The sequence below is a fragment of the Xenococcus sp. PCC 7305 genome, assembly GCF_000332055.1.
In the GTDB taxonomy this organism is placed as follows: domain Bacteria; phylum Cyanobacteriota; class Cyanobacteriia; order Cyanobacteriales; family Xenococcaceae; genus Xenococcus.
Genome location: NZ_ALVZ01000213.1, coordinates 1 through 14,188, shown reverse-complemented (window position 1 = coordinate 14,188; position 14,188 = coordinate 1). Strand labels below are relative to the sequence as shown.

Here is a 14,188-nt window from a genome sequence, read left to right as displayed (position 1 = left end):
AATTGTTTCATGCGCCCGACTTAAAAATCTGGCTAACCGTTAAAGGTAATTCTGGGAAAGTGGAAGAAACAATCCTATCATTACCCCGAAACTGTTTTAGTTCATATTCTCCCTCCACTAAATTGCAAACCGTAAAAGTTGGCTGCTTAGGAGAGCCAATATAACGCCGACCACCGATACCCAAATAATCAACAACCCAATATTCTGAGATCCCAAAGGCTTCATAGTCTCCCAATTTGACAAGGTAATCATCGCGCCAATTGGTCGAGACAACTTCTACGGCAAGTTTAATCGATTGATTTAAGGTAATGATCGATTCTCGCTGCCAACGAGGTTCATTTACGAGTGATCTCTCATCTAAAACAATAATATCTGGCTCATAACCTGTATTCTCCGAGATTTTAATAATACATTCTTTGGGAATGAAATAGGGTTGATTTGCTTGTCGAAAGGCTGTACCCAAATCATAGGCCAAATCACCAGCTAACCTAGAATGCTGCCCTCTCGGTTTTGGCATTTCTATGACTACCCCTCGCCTCAATTCGTAACGATTTTCTGAATTCTCTGGATACCAATCTATGAATTCATCAAAGGAAATAGATGTTCTGTCAATTATTGCAATCATAAACATTACATCTCCTAATATAGTATTTCTGCTGCTTGTCTTAGATGTTCTTGGAGCTTCGCTTTTTCTTCTGGTGTCATGCTTAATTTAGATAATTTCTTTTTTGCTTTGACATCAATAATACTTTAAGCATTTTTACTTACTGCAAAATTGGGATGCTCCCGCCTTTATTTTTTAGCTTAATCGTCATTATTCAAAAATATTTTGTACCCAATAAAGGCAATAATACCTACTATAACTAGATGGGCAATCCAGGCTCCTAACCAAAATCCAGCTCTAATAAGGGCAATGCCAATAACTAAAAAGCCAGCAAATTTAACAAATTTTACTAATTTTTTGCTGAACCTTTGAAAAGAGCTTTCAGGGGGTTTGTGCTTTGTCAATTCAGACAAAGGTAGGGAAGAAGAATTTAATTCTCTGCGCCTTAATTCTTGCTCTTTTAACTTGTTCTCTCTATCTTCTGGAGTTATCATCTTCAATTATCAATTTTTCACGAGTATATTAGTAATTTAAGTAAAAGGTAAATACTAATCCTAAAATTCCCGAAAAATCCTTAAACACAACGTCCTAAATTAATATTTTAAACAAGAATAAGATGCGTTTTATTGCTGCTCAACTAAACATTGATCGCTATCTTGACTAATAGTCTATGATTTACTAGGTATGGTCAAAACGTCATTCATCATACATTGCCTTACCTCTACTGATAACTGATCACTGTTAACTGATAACTGAAAACCCTGTGACAAAAAAAACAACTTGGAGCGATCGCTTCGAATCTGCCTTACATCCCGCGATCGCGATTTTTAACGCTAGTATTGGTTTTGATATCGAACTAATTGAATATGACCTCACAGGTTCGATCGCCCATGCCCAAATGCTCGGCAAAACAGGTATTATTGCCACCGAAGAAGTAGATAAGTTAGTAGCAGGACTCGAACAAATCCGCACAGAATATCATCGAGGAGAATTTACCCCAGGAGTAGAAGCCGAAGATATTCATTTTGCCGTGGAGAGAAGGCTCACCGATATTGTTGGCGATGTGGGTAAAAAACTCCATACCGCGCGATCGCGAAACGACCAGGTAGGAACCGACGTTCGCCTTTATCTCCGAGAAGAAATTACTAATATTAGAGGTAAACTGCGAGAATTTCAGCTTGTTTTACTAGAATTAGCCGAAAATAATGTCGAAACCCTCATTCCTGGTTACACCCACCTCCAAAGAGCTCAGCCTTTGAGCTTGGCTCATCACTTACTTGCTTATGTGCAAATGACCCAACGCGACTGGGAAAGACTAGGCGATGTCTACAAACGCACTAATATTTCTCCTTTAGGTTGCGGCGCCTTAGCTGGAACAACTTTTCCCATTGACCGCCAATATAGTGCCCAGTTACTCAATTTTGAGGCAGTTTATGACAATAGTCTTGATGGAGTTAGCGATCGCGATTTTGCGATCGAATTTCTTTGTGCCGCTAGTCTCATCATGGTGCATTTGAGTCGTTTGAGTGAAGAAATGATTCTCTGGTCATCCGAAGAATTTAGTTTTATTAAGCTAAAAGACAGCTGTGCTACAGGTTCGAGCATTATGCCCCAAAAGAAAAACCCCGATGTTCCCGAATTAGTGCGAGGCAAAACAGGCAGAGTATTTGGTCATCTTCAAGCCTTACTGGTAATGATGAAAGGCTTACCCCTTGCCTACAATAAAGATTTGCAGGAAGATAAAGAGGGACTATTTGATGGGGTTAAAACAGTCAAAGCTTGTTTAGAAGCGATGACAATTCTTCTGGCGGAAGGGATTGAATTCAAGACGAGCAGATTAAATAGCGCTGTAGAGGAGGACTTTTCCAATGCTACTGATGTTGCGGATTATTTAGCAGCTAAGGGTGTTCCCTTTCGAGAAGCTTATAATTTAGTGGGGAAGGTTGTTAAAAAGAGTCTTACTGCTGGTAAACTCCTTAAAGATCTTAGTTTGGCAGAATGGCAACAACTTCATCCTGCTTTTGAGGAAGATATTTATCAAGAGATCGCACCGCAAACAGTAGTTTCTGCTCGCAATAGCTATGGGGGAACCGGTTTTGAACAGGTTAGATCTGCGATCGCCAGAGCCAAATCCCAACTAAGCAGTTAACAGTTCTCGATTTTCCAACTCGCGCGTTCCCTTGCGCCTGTCGGCGAAGCGGGGTTGGGACCCTTCGGGTAGAGCTCCGCAAGCGTCAATTTTCAATTTTTAATTTTCAATTAATTATGCGTGGTACTTGGCGATTTATCTCAACTGTTATCGGTATTATTTTCCGTCATCCGATCACCGGAACTACCATTATTCCTGTCTTGCCAGACGGTCGTATAGTTTTAGTCCAACGTAGTGACAACAAAAAATGGGGCTTACCTGGAGGCATAATTGACTGGGGAGAAGACATTCCCCACGCAGCCAAGAGAGAACTCAAAGAGGAAACAGGGTTAGATATGGTTAAAATCCTGCGTTTGGTGGGGGTTTACTCTGCCCCCGACCGAGATCCTCGTCTTCACTCAATTTCTGTAGTTATAGAAGCTCAAGTCACAGGAGTTCCGGTGGCAGAAGACAAGCTAGAAGTTTTACAGGTCAAAGCTTTTGCTCCAGAAGAGCTGCCCCGAGGAAATCTCTGCCACGACCACGATCTCCATCTCAACGACTATTTTAATGGCACAACAACAGTCAGTTAACAGTTAACAGTTATCAGTCAACAGTAGATTAAACTTCCTCATCCTTTATCCCTCATCCTTTATCCTTTATCCCTCATCCCTCATCCCTTACTTTTCGTCTTTAATACTAATCAAGGTATCCTTGGTGATTTTTGAATTAGTACGCTTATGTTTTATATTTTGAGACTCATCTTCTGCTGAATTTTGTCCCTCGGAAGACGAGTCTTCTGATTCGATTTTGATTAATATTTTGGGGCCAGAACTTGCGAGCCGGATGATCATGCCATCTATTGCCAAGGCCTGGTCAACCCTTGCCCCATTTATATATGTCCCATTGGCTCCTAGATTTACGACTTCCCATTCCGGCCCGGCTTTTCTGATTTCTACGTGATGACGGGAAACAACGGCACTATAAAGGACAACCTCATTACTGGTTGAGCGTCCAATTCTAATTTTGGGTTCTTCTTCAAATGTCCAGCTTTGAACTGGCACTGGTTGCAGAGGATGTAAGAGGGTTAATGTAATCACAGACTCGCCATCTTATATAAGTGTTCTAATTTTTGAGAGAAATCAGTTAATATTAAACTCAACCGCTTATTTTATCTAAAAGTTGTTTCTTTAAGAGAATCCCATAAATTTGCTTCTTTCTTTGATCTACGCAAAAGATATACATAAACAATATAGCCGATAATATAGCTAACTGGGACTATCCTTTTCTAGTTTATTAAAGTTTATTAAGTCTGTTTTTCAACGCCAGAGTTTATTTTCCAATTCCCGAACTTTTCTCTCAATTCTGTCAATGCGACCCCTTAATTCATCCATTTCTGATTGTTGAGGAACCCCTAAGTCCTCAAGTATCTTCTTCATTTGTCTTTCCATCTGCTGCTGCAAATTAACAGGTTCTGAGTTGAATTGACTCATGAAGTCATCAACAAAAGCTTTGGCTCCTTCTGGGTCTAGCTTGCCATCTTTAACCCATTGCTCGCTAACTTCTTTCATTTTCTCGGCAACTAAAGAGGTTGTGCCAATCCCAAGCATTAATAATTGTTTCAACCAGTCGTTATTATCCATTTACTTCTCTTAATTTTTGATACTAAATTATACAATGGGCGAAAATAAGTTGAAAGTTTTGCAAACATTCCTCATGATTATAGAATGGCTCGGTTTTTTGGTGAAACCTCAATTAAGAGAAAAATTTTTGGCAGAAGACCAGAAGATTTGGACTCCTATCCTAGCTGAGTCTGCTGGTTTTTTGGGGAAAGAAATTTGGCTTGACCCTGCAAGGGATGATCGCGTTTTTATTATCGTTCGTTGGCGATCGCGTGAGCAGTGGAAAGCAATATCCCCGGAACTTTTGGCGGAAATAGACCAAAAATTTGCTTTGGCGATGGGAACAGATAACTATCAAATGCTCGAATCGACAGAATATCAATCATCAAAATCTATTATATCAAGTTAATAGTTCAGAAATGTCTAAATGTCCCCGTTGTAATCAATCGGTAAAACTAGAGGCTTTGGTCTGTCCTTATTGCAAAAATCCCCTTAAGGCATTCGGACATGCAGGTATCCCTTTATATCAAGCGACCGACGAGAGTTTTTTATGCGATCGCTGTTTCTATCTTGAAGATGACAGTTGTAATTATCCCCAAAGACCCTATGCCAAATCCTGCACAATGTTTCATGACAAAGAGAAACCCTTAGTCGAAGAACCAATAAGTTCTCCTGCTAGAGGCTTCATCTCAGAAATTAAGTTTTGGCTAGGTCAGCATCAAGGACTATCGATAATCTTGATTTTGATTCTTATCAGTGTCCTACTTACTATCATTTGATCTAATAACTTACTCAAAGTTGCGCCAACTCTTGAGCTAAGGTTTGCACTGTAAAACGAATTTGTTCTTCAGTGTGATTACAAGTTACAAAGAATCTTAATCGTGCTTCATTATGAGGAACAGAGGGATGAATCATAAAGGGAACATTGATGCCTTTTTTAAAGAGATTTTGGGACAATTGAATTGATTTTAAAGAATCTCCGACAATAATTGGAATCACTGGAGAATCCTTGCTCATCCCTGTATTTAAATTATGTTCTTTTGCTAAAGCTAAAAACAACTTGGCTCGATCTTGAAGGCGAGTTACTCTTTCTGGCTCAGCTTGTAAAACCTCAATAGCTGCCAGAGTTGCTCCTGCATTAGGCGGTGACATACCCACACTAAACACAAAGCCGGGTGCTGTGTATTTGAGATATTCAACGATCGCCGCTGAACCTGCAATATAACCACCACAGCTAGCGAATGATTTACTCAGAGTTCCCATCCAAATATCGACATCGGTCGGATTTTCGCCAAAATATTCGGCAATGCCCCTGCCTGTTGTGCCGATTGTCCCCAAAGAATGGGCTTCATCGACCATTAAAAAAGTTTTATATTTCTTCTTGAGTTTAATAAAAGAGGGTAAATCTGCGATATCTCCATCGGTGCTGTAAACACCTTCGATGACAATCAGCACCTTTTGATAACGATGTCGACGCTCTAGGAGGATAGAATCTAAAGTTGCAAAATCATTATGGGGAAAAGCAACTAAACTAGCCCCAGAGAGAAAGCATCCCTGGAGAATACTGTTATGAGAGAGGGCATCATAAAGAACTAAATCATTCTTCCCGAACAAGTGCCCAATGGTCGTTACATTGGTTGCATGACCACCTACCATCACAATGCTGTCTTCTGTGCCTAGAAAAGCAGCTAGCTTGGTCTCTAATTCCCGATGGATGGGTTTTTCTCCTGAGATTAAGCGACTTGCGCAAGCAGAAGTCCCATAGCGAGCGATCGCATCTTGGGCCGATTTATCTACTAAAGGATCGCCACACATCCCTATATAGTTATAGGTTGCAAAATTAATTAGTTGGCGCTGATTGACAATTGTCGTGTCACTCGCAACTTTATCTTGGGGAATAAAGAAAGGATTGCCGTTACCCAGACTTTTGACCTGCTGCAATCTTAATTGCAATTTCTGGTATTCTGGGGTCTGGTCAAAACAATAATATTCCTTGGGAACGTCATTATTCTGTCCTGTCTCAGGGTTAAAGCTTTCCAGGGATGGTATATTTAATTCGGTCGTAGCGAAAGGAGAAATGACTTCTAATCCATCACTCTGAGAAGTATCTCGAAGATCTTCTGGATTCGTCGCGAGATACTCTGCTAGGGACGAGATATTTTGATAATCCCAAAGTAGAGTAGGAGACAAACGACACCCTAAATAATTTTCCAATTCTCCAGATACATTAATTGCCTCTACCGAATCTAAACCATAGTCACTGAACTCTTGATCAATGTCTATTTCATGGGGTTCGATTTTCAAAGATTCTGCAACCTTATCAATTAACCACCCCTCGATTACTTCTTGGCTAGGATAGGTATTAGAACTATACAGTCCATTATTCCTTACCAAAGAAGTATTTGTACTTGTTTTACCATTTAAGGTTTCATTTAATAGTGTCATTTAGTTCTCCTACACCACAATTTTGAGCCATCTTCTTGGTCTAGCTGACACTTTTCCAGACCACTTTATAGATATGATGGTTATTTTGCCATAAACCGTTGATTACAATCTACACAAAGATTTTGCGATAGACATAAAATAACGCTTAAAATACTAGTCTGCGAGCTGGGACTGCCTCTGAAATAGACTAAAAGCCAGGTTCTGGGGCTTGTTCTAAAACTCAAGCTAATAATTAATCACATAGCATAACCTTTAACTGAAAAAATATCATATATGGCAATTTTACTTTTGTGGTGAGAGCCAGATTAGAATTTTGTCCGATGCGAATGAGACTAGTGCCGCTTCGCGGAAGTAATAAGTAATGAGTAATAAGTCTTGATACATCGGCTTTTTGCTCTTCGTTGATAGATAGCTTATTTACTCCCGCATTCACTAGTCAAATAAAATTAATAATCGAAAATTAAATGATCGTATACTGCGGGAGCTCGCAAGGCTAGTCACTTTGCGATCGCGATTACAATCCTTTAGATATCATAAATGTCATAGCTCCTTTTCTTGCCAATCTAATTCGGTTGTTATGGGATCGCGATCGCCGATAATCTCTTACGGAAAATCCCCTGATAGATTACTTTGTGCCCAACTACTAAAATTGATTGCTAAGATGTCTCAGTGATAGATTGCACTCCCAGCAAAACTGATAACTGATGTTCCAACCACCAGACGACTTCGACACCAACCCTTTCGTCAATAGGGGAAAAAAACAGAAGAAATTTAATGACTTCTCCCCCGAAGAACTAGGAGATATCAATCCCGAAGATCTAGCTCGGCGCAAAAATGAGTTGAGTCGCATTTTGCTGTGGCTGGGGGGTTTTGGTTTGGGTTTAGGAATCATTGTTGCTATTATAGTTGCGATCGCATTGACTAAATTGGGTTTAACCAAAAGACCCGATGAGTTAAAGCCTAAACCTAAGAGACCGCAACCAGAACAAGTCGATCAAACTTGGATCGAAAACTGGGATGCAGTACAAAAGCGATAAGTTATCATAATTTAAGGGAATAGGAACGAGGAGAATTTCTTATGACTTTGAGTTTCCAATAACAAGTCCCGACAAACTAACTTCATTAACAGGCTAATGAGAATTTTATTAGTAGACGATGATGAACTATTAATGGAGGCTTTAGCCACAAACTTGATCGCCAATCATTATGCAGTTGATGTGGCGACCAATGGAGAAATGGGCTGGGAATTCGTCTGCTTATTTAACTATAGTTTGGTCTTGCTAGATTTAAATCTTCCTGATATTGATGGCATTTCCCTCTGCAAAAAATTGCGCACCCGGAATTATAAAATGCCAATTCTTTTATTGACAGCGAGAGATGATCAAGAAGATAAAGTCAGGGGTTTAGACGCTGGGGCCGATGACTATGTAGTTAAACCTTTTGATTTTCAGGAATTGACAGCCAGAATTCGCGCTCTGCTGCGTCGCGATAGTCAGAATATTTTGCCCATACTTAGCTGGAATAATTTGAGCCTTGACCCCAGAACTTGTGAGGTGAAGTATCAAGAACAACTTTTAGCTCTTACCCCCAAGGAATATGCTTTATTGGAGCTATTTTTGCGTTATCCTAAGCAAGTGTTTAGTCCTGGGGCAATTATTGAGAGTTTATGGGCCGGAGAAGATCCGCCTGGAGAAGAATCTGTCAGAACCCATATTAAGGGGTTGCGCCAAAAGTTCCATGCCGTCGGAATGGCCAAAGATACAGTGCAGACTGTTTATGGCCTGGGTTATCGTCTGAAAGCGGCAGAAAAAGAAAAACCTCTACCCCGCAAAAAAAAGTCTCAAAATCTTGCTTTATCTGGAGTGAACTCGTCCCCTAATGGGGATCGCTCTGGGAGCGTAGCTCATCGGCAAGCTACGACATCAGAAAGAATTGCTCAAGCATGGACAGAAAAATTCCAAGCTGTAACCCGCGAAAGAGTAGCTATTTTGGATAGTTGTGTGGCGACAGTTTTTGACAATCAAGGTAATGATGAATTCCATAGGAAAGCAAGAATGACAGCTCATAATCTGGCTGGCTCATTGGGAGGTTTTGGCTTTCCTGAAGGCTCGAAAATCGCTAAAAAAATTGAACAAATCCTGATTAACCAATCTTTTTCCAGTGAGGATAAAGAGCAATTTATCAAGTTAGTCCAAGAACTGCAACTGGAATTACAGCACCAACCTTTTCAGACTAATGGAAAGTCAAAAGTAGCTAGTGATATCTTATTGTTAACGATCAGCGATAATGTTGGGTTCACTGAGCAGTTGGCAAAACTAGCTCCTGAATGGGGAGTCAAAACTGCGATCGCAAGCACCGCTGCTGCCGCCAGAAAGTTACTACAACAAGAGCTTCCTGACGCGATCCTGCTCAGGATTGCTTTCCCCGAAGCAGAGGGCCTGGCTTTGCTCCAGGAACTACACTATCTCAAACCATCCCTGCCGATCGCAATTCTCCTCGAAGGTGGTACCTTAGAAAACCGGCTTGCCATTGTTCATGAGGGTGCGAATTTAGTCCTACCTGAGCCAGTTTCTTGTCAAAACGCATTAGCTTCAATAGTAGAGCTCGTGGCAAATTCCGGTTGGGGAGCCAAGATTATGATTGTTGACGACGACCCTCAGGCCCTACAGCTTTTGAAAATCGCTCTACAACCTTGGGGGTTTCAACTTACCCTGCTCGATGATCCAAAAAAGTGTTGGGATTTATTGGAGACTACCAATCCAGACTTATTAGTCTTGGATCTTGAGATGCCTGATTTCAATGGTATTGAGCTTTGTCAGGTATTACGCAGCGATCGCCGTTGGGGAAAATTACCGATTCTCTTCCTTTCGGCACATCAAGATAAACAAAGCCAAAACCAAGCCTTCGCGATCGGCGCGGACGACTACATCTGCAAACCAGTTAGAGGAGCCGAACTAGCCCATCGCATCCTCAACCGCCTTAAAAGGTCTAAAGTGACCACTTAAGAACTGTTAAATGGTTAATGTTAAATGGTCAATGATTGGATTAAGCCATCGTTTGGGGGCAATAACCCAGTTTAGACACTAACTGGTGGCGGAAAATTTCAATTTCTTCCTGCTCAGGCTGACCATTAGCCACAATTACTATTTTGTAGCGATTCATTACCTCTGTGGGCGACTCCCCTGCCTCTAATTGAAGCAGGGCCATCATTAGTCTTGGTGATGGCTGATGAACTATGCCCATCTCATTCAAAAAGGACTGAAAATCTTCAGCTAATTGATAATTAATATCATGCTTCAGTTTGATTTTAATCAGCCAGCGATCTATGAGATTTACAACAATCACCGAATCTACAGGGACTCTCTTTTGACTACGCAGATATTCAATAACTCTTAGAGTTAAACTGGCATTAGCAAAAGAGTAGAGATATTCTGTGTAAAGCTTCATTTGTCTTAATTATTTCCAACCAATCAACTATTTGTGTTCGTGACTTAGAGAAAAGCAATCTATACTTTAAGAAAACCATCCACAGCTAAATGAGCTATAAAATTCGGGTCTCCTGGTTTCAGTCAAGACCACTTTAAAGAATAAATCTGAAGAAGTTGTGAAGATGTAAAAAATTAATAGACAATGATTATGGGGATCAATCTTTGATTGCCTACAACTGAATTTACTATGGAGCAGGCAAAAAAATCAATTCAGACAATTGGCTGGGAAAAAATCTTGGCCCGCAATCTTTTAATTGTTGCTCCAGAAATCTCAGTCAGGAAAGCGATCGCCCTGATGAGTCCACCAAAGAATAAGGAGCATGGGATAGCGCAAAAAAGCAATCAAGGATTTGATGCTACAAAAGAGCATAGTTGCATTTTAATAGTTGAGAACAAAAAACTAGTTGGTATATTTACCAAAAGCGATTTACTAAGACTAGTGACTTCTCAAGGAGATTTCTTGACCCTCACTCTAGGGGAAGTCATGAGTCGGCCAGTGATTACCTTGCAAGAGTCGCAATTGGACAATTTAGCCCGAGTTTTATCCTATATGCAGCAACATTCTTGGAGCCATTTACCCGTTCTCGATCAGCAACAACAGATTCGGGGCATTATTACGCAAGAAAGTCTTTATCGAGTTCTGGTAAAGCAGAAAGCATTGGAGATTGCCAATCAGCAACAGAAACAGGAAGAACTAGAATCTTTTTTTGAAATTACGCCTAGTATGCTCTGTGTCGCAGGATTTGACGGGTACTTTAAACGCTTGAATAACAATTTTCAGCAAGTTCTCGGCTTCACCAAAGATGAATTATTGGCTCAACCTTTCATAAACTTTGTCCATCCCGATGATCGGGCTGCGACCCTAGCAGAACTTGACAATATTGAAAAAGGTAAAATAACAGTTTCTTTTGAGAATAGGTACCTTACTAATCACGGCTCGTATCGCTGGTTTCTCTGGAGCGCGACCGCCCATCGTCAAGAACAAAAAATTTACGCAGCGGCAAGAGATATTACCAAACGCAAACATATCGAATTGGAATTGCAAGAAAGCCAAGAAAGATGGCAATTAGCACTTCAGGGTTCCAATGATGGTATTTGGGATTGGAATGTTGTCAATAATGAGGTTTTCTTTTCCAAGCGATGGAAGGAAATGTTGGGTTACCAAGAAGATGAAATCCAGAATCATCTTGAAGAATGGTCAAAACGAGTTCATCCTGATGATATTGACTGGGTCAACGAACAAATTCAAAACCATTTTGCCAAAAAAACTCCCTCTTACATTTCTGAGCATCGAGTTTTATGCAAGGACGGCAGTTATAAATGGATTCTCGATCGCGGACAAGCTCTCTGGGATAAGGCGGGTAATCCTATTAGAATGACAGTTTCTTATGCCGATATTACAGATCGCAAACAAGCAGAATTAGAACTTAAACAGGAACGAGATTTTACAAAAGCTATCTTGGATACTGTTGGCGCATTGGTCACCGTGTTGAATCGAGAGGGGCAAATTGTTAGCTTCAATAATACCTGTGAAGAGGTTACAGGCTATGACTTCTCAGAAGTACAAGGTAAGAAAATTTGGGACTTTTTAATTATTGCCCAAGAAAAAAAATCTATTCGGGCAGTATTTGCGCAATTATTTGCAGGTCAATTGCCCAATCAATATGAAAATTATTGGTTAGCCAAAGATGGGAGTCGTCACCTGATTTCTTGGTCAAATACTGCTTTGTTTGATGATCAAGGAAAAGTGGAATTTGTGATTGCCACAGGAATTGATGTGACCCAACAGCGCCAAGTTCAAACCCAGTTAGAACATCAGTATCGACAAACTCAATTATTGGCAGAAGTTACGCGTAAGATTCGGGTTTCGATCAAACTAGATACAATCCTGCAAAATACCGTTACCGAAATCCAAAATCTTTTAGTATGCGATCGCGCTATGGTAGCGGAACTGACGGATGATAAACTTGTGAAACCAGTTAGTGAAGCTGTTCTGGAACCTTTTCCTGCCATGTTGGGTTACGAATTGGCCGAACCCTTCTTAATGAATCAATATTTGGCTGGATATCACCAAGGAAAAACCCTCGTGATTCCCGATGCCACAAGTTCGGCGATTCCCTATGATGTTCGAGAACTTTTTCAGCAATTCTCGATTAAAGCAATCTTAGTGGTTCCGATTCTTACTAAAGAGCAATTAAAAGGTTTGCTGATTGTTCATCAATGCAATAATACTCGTTATTGGAAAAAGAGTGAAATTAAACTTTTACAGCAACTAGCAGATCAAATTGGGGTCGCCCTATCTCAAGCAGAATTATTAAATAACCTGGAAGAATCAGTTAAGAAGCGAACATTAGAGCTGACCCTGACGAATCAGAGATTACAAGCAGAAATCGAAGAACGAGAACTAACCGAAATTTCTTTGCGGGAAAATCAGGAGAGGTTAGCAGGTATTCTTGACAACGCAGATGAAGCGATAATTGCGATTGATGAACGACAGCAAATTCAACTCTTTAATAAAGGTGCAGAAAGGATTTTTGGCTATAGAGCCAGTGAGGTTATGGGAGAAGAGTTGGATATTTTGCTACCAGAAATTTTTCGGGAAATTCATCGTCAACATGTCGAGGAGTTCCACAAGTCACCACAGCGATCGCGCACCATGTCAAATCGCAGTAGTCATGTTTATGGCCGCCGTAAACATGGGGAAGAATTTCCTGCAGAAGCTTCAATTTCGAAATTGCAAACCCAAGATGGTTTGATCTTTACTGTCATGCTGCAAGATATTACCGAACGCCAACAAGCGGCAGCCAAACTTCAGCGCAGTGAAAATCAACTCAAACTAATCACCGATTCTTTGCCCATTTTGATTGCCTATGTAGACCATCAACAACGTTATCGCTATATTAACCAAACCTATCAAACTTGGTTTCGCAAATCTCGCCAAGAATTTTTAGGATTGAGGATCGAAAAAATAGTGGGGAAAATCAATTATCGGAAAATATTACCCTATATAGAAAGAGCCTTATCGGGAGAAGAAGTAACTTTTGAAATTGAGCCGCTCTACGTTCCCGAAAACTCTCAAAATTCTCGCTGGATGAATGCAACTTATATTCCTGACATTAATGCCGAAGGTAAAGTCAAGGGATTTTTTGCCATGATTGAAGATATTACCGAACGCAAGGCGATCGAACAGATGAAGAGTGAATTTGTGTCGGTTGCTAGTCATGAAATGCGAACCCCTCTAACTTCGATTCATGGTGTCCTCAAACTTATGGCGACTGGTCATTTGGGAAAATTTTCGGATCGGGGTCAAGAAATGATTCAAATTGCTGTTAGAAATACCGATCGCTTAGTGCGGCTTATTAATGATGTTCTGGACATAGAACGTATGGAATCTGGGAAAGAAATCATCGAAACAGCAAAAATTACGAGTGCCGAGCTGATTAGCCAAGCAGTAGACACCGCTCAAGAAATGGCCCAACAACATCAGATTACGATTGAGACTAAACCTAATTCTATTGATTTACTAGTTGATAGCGATCGCATCTTGCAAACTCTGACCAATTTATTGAGTAACGCCATTAAATTCTCTCCCCCAGGGAGCAAAGTTTGGCTAACAGCAAAAAAACAAGGTAATGAAGTTATTTTTGCCGTCAAAGATCAAGGTCGAGGAATTCCTCAAGATAAGCTAGAAAACATTTTTGAACGTTTTCAACAAGTCGATGCTTCCGACTCCCGCAAAAAAGGTGGAACTGGCTTGGGTCTGGCCATTTGCCGTCACATTGTAGAGCAACATGGCGGTAGAATTTGGGCGACAAGCACCCTTGGCAAAGGAAGTAGTTTTTTCTTCACTTTGCCGCAAGTTAAGGGATGAGGGATGAGGGATGAGGGATGAGGGATGAGG

13 protein-coding genes are annotated in these 14,188 nt (G+C 40.6%); 7 read left to right on the top strand and 6 right to left on the bottom strand.

Annotation, left to right across the window (positions count from 1 at the left end):
- Positions 1 to 7 precede the first annotated feature (7 nt).
- Positions 8 to 625 (bottom strand): Uma2 family endonuclease, encoded by a 618-nt coding sequence (locus XEN7305_RS18160; RefSeq protein WP_040898513.1) that lies wholly within the window; start codon positions 623 to 625, stop codon positions 8 to 10.
- 179 nt (positions 626 to 804) lie between these two features.
- Positions 805 to 1,098, bottom strand: a complete 294-nt coding sequence (locus tag XEN7305_RS18155) for a hypothetical protein (protein WP_006510950.1) — start codon at positions 1,096 to 1,098, stop codon at positions 805 to 807.
- A 269-nt stretch (positions 1,099 to 1,367) separates the two neighbouring features.
- On the opposite strand from XEN7305_RS18155, the gene argH reads away from it, so the two are divergent.
- The gene (gene argH, locus XEN7305_RS18150) at positions 1,368 to 2,753 is read left to right on the top strand and encodes an argininosuccinate lyase (protein ID WP_006510949.1); all 1,386 of its coding nucleotides are present in this window, start codon (positions 1,368 to 1,370) and stop codon (positions 2,751 to 2,753) included.
- Between the two features lie 116 nt (positions 2,754 to 2,869).
- The gene (locus XEN7305_RS18145; protein WP_006510948.1) at positions 2,870 to 3,325 is read left to right on the top strand and encodes an NUDIX domain-containing protein; all 456 of its coding nucleotides are present in this window, start codon (positions 2,870 to 2,872) and stop codon (positions 3,323 to 3,325) included.
- Between the two features lie 87 nt (positions 3,326 to 3,412).
- Here the strand turns inward: XEN7305_RS18145 and XEN7305_RS18140 are convergent, their stop codons facing one another.
- Together XEN7305_RS18140 and XEN7305_RS18135 are read right to left on the bottom strand one after the other, a co-directional pair.
- On the bottom strand, positions 3,413 to 3,832 hold the full coding sequence (locus XEN7305_RS18140) for an FHA domain-containing protein (RefSeq protein ID WP_006510947.1): 420 nt from the start codon (positions 3,830 to 3,832) through the stop codon (positions 3,413 to 3,415).
- A 219-nt stretch (positions 3,833 to 4,051) separates the two neighbouring features.
- Positions 4,052 to 4,375, bottom strand: a complete 324-nt coding sequence (locus tag XEN7305_RS18135; RefSeq protein ID WP_006510946.1) for a phasin family protein — start codon at positions 4,373 to 4,375, stop codon at positions 4,052 to 4,054.
- Between the two features lie 73 nt (positions 4,376 to 4,448).
- On the opposite strand from XEN7305_RS18135, the gene XEN7305_RS18130 reads away from it, so the two are divergent.
- On the top strand, positions 4,449 to 4,763 hold the full coding sequence (locus XEN7305_RS18130; protein WP_040898532.1) for a TIGR03792 family protein: 315 nt from the start codon (positions 4,449 to 4,451) through the stop codon (positions 4,761 to 4,763).
- Between the two features lie 10 nt (positions 4,764 to 4,773).
- Positions 4,774 to 5,133, top strand: coding sequence for a hypothetical protein (locus XEN7305_RS18125; protein WP_006510944.1), 360 nt, complete (start codon positions 4,774 to 4,776; stop codon positions 5,131 to 5,133).
- 13 nt (positions 5,134 to 5,146) lie between these two features.
- Here XEN7305_RS18125 and XEN7305_RS18120 read toward each other — a convergent pair whose 3' ends face one another.
- Positions 5,147 to 6,799, bottom strand: coding sequence for an aminotransferase class I/II-fold pyridoxal phosphate-dependent enzyme (locus XEN7305_RS18120; protein ID WP_006510943.1), 1,653 nt, complete (start codon positions 6,797 to 6,799; stop codon positions 5,147 to 5,149).
- 704 nt (positions 6,800 to 7,503) lie between these two features.
- Here XEN7305_RS18120 and XEN7305_RS18115 point away from each other — a divergent pair.
- Both XEN7305_RS18115 and XEN7305_RS18110 read left to right on the top strand, forming a co-directional pair.
- Positions 7,504 to 7,836: a hypothetical protein gene (locus XEN7305_RS18115; protein WP_006510942.1), complete on the top strand. Its 333-nt coding sequence runs from the start codon at positions 7,504 to 7,506 to the stop codon at positions 7,834 to 7,836.
- 96 nt (positions 7,837 to 7,932) lie between these two features.
- On the top strand, positions 7,933 to 9,804 hold the full coding sequence (locus tag XEN7305_RS18110; RefSeq protein WP_006510941.1) for a response regulator: 1,872 nt from the start codon (positions 7,933 to 7,935) through the stop codon (positions 9,802 to 9,804).
- A gap of 40 nt (positions 9,805 to 9,844) precedes the next feature.
- Here the strand turns inward: XEN7305_RS18110 and XEN7305_RS18105 are convergent, their stop codons facing one another.
- Positions 9,845 to 10,246: a hypothetical protein gene (locus XEN7305_RS18105; RefSeq protein ID WP_006510940.1), complete on the bottom strand. Its 402-nt coding sequence runs from the start codon at positions 10,244 to 10,246 to the stop codon at positions 9,845 to 9,847.
- Positions 10,247 to 10,474: 228 nt separating this feature from the next.
- On the opposite strand from XEN7305_RS18105, the gene XEN7305_RS26880 reads away from it, so the two are divergent.
- A complete protein-coding gene (locus XEN7305_RS26880) occupies positions 10,475 to 14,158 on the top strand; it encodes a PAS domain S-box protein (protein WP_006510939.1) in 3,684 nt (1,227 codons plus the stop codon).
- The last annotated feature ends 30 nt before the right edge of the window (positions 14,159 to 14,188 follow it).

What these genes read in the sequence shown, in the direction of transcription:
- XEN7305_RS18160 (WP_040898513.1), bottom strand. Translation starts at nt 625, where the DNA reads ATGATTGCAATAATTGACAGAACATCTATTTCCTTTGATGAATTCATA.
- XEN7305_RS18155 (WP_006510950.1), bottom strand. Translation starts at nt 1,098, where the DNA reads ATGATAACTCCAGAAGATAGAGAGAACAAGTTAAAAGAGCAAGAATTA.
- XEN7305_RS18145 (WP_006510948.1), top strand. Translation starts at nt 2,870, where the DNA reads ATGCGTGGTACTTGGCGATTTATCTCAACTGTTATCGGTATTATTTTC.
- XEN7305_RS18135 (WP_006510946.1), bottom strand. Translation starts at nt 4,375, where the DNA reads ATGGATAATAACGACTGGTTGAAACAATTATTAATGCTTGGGATTGGC.
- XEN7305_RS18130 (WP_040898532.1), top strand. Translation starts at nt 4,449, where the DNA reads ATGATTATAGAATGGCTCGGTTTTTTGGTGAAACCTCAATTAAGAGAA.
- XEN7305_RS18125 (WP_006510944.1), top strand. Translation starts at nt 4,774, where the DNA reads ATGTCTAAATGTCCCCGTTGTAATCAATCGGTAAAACTAGAGGCTTTG.
- XEN7305_RS18120 (WP_006510943.1), bottom strand. Translation starts at nt 6,799, where the DNA reads ATGACACTATTAAATGAAACCTTAAATGGTAAAACAAGTACAAATACT.
- XEN7305_RS18115 (WP_006510942.1), top strand. Translation starts at nt 7,504, where the DNA reads ATGTTCCAACCACCAGACGACTTCGACACCAACCCTTTCGTCAATAGG.
- XEN7305_RS18110 (WP_006510941.1), top strand. Translation starts at nt 7,933, where the DNA reads ATGAGAATTTTATTAGTAGACGATGATGAACTATTAATGGAGGCTTTA.
- XEN7305_RS18105 (WP_006510940.1), bottom strand. Translation starts at nt 10,246, where the DNA reads ATGAAGCTTTACACAGAATATCTCTACTCTTTTGCTAATGCCAGTTTA.
- XEN7305_RS26880 (WP_006510939.1), top strand. Translation starts at nt 10,475, where the DNA reads ATGGAGCAGGCAAAAAAATCAATTCAGACAATTGGCTGGGAAAAAATC.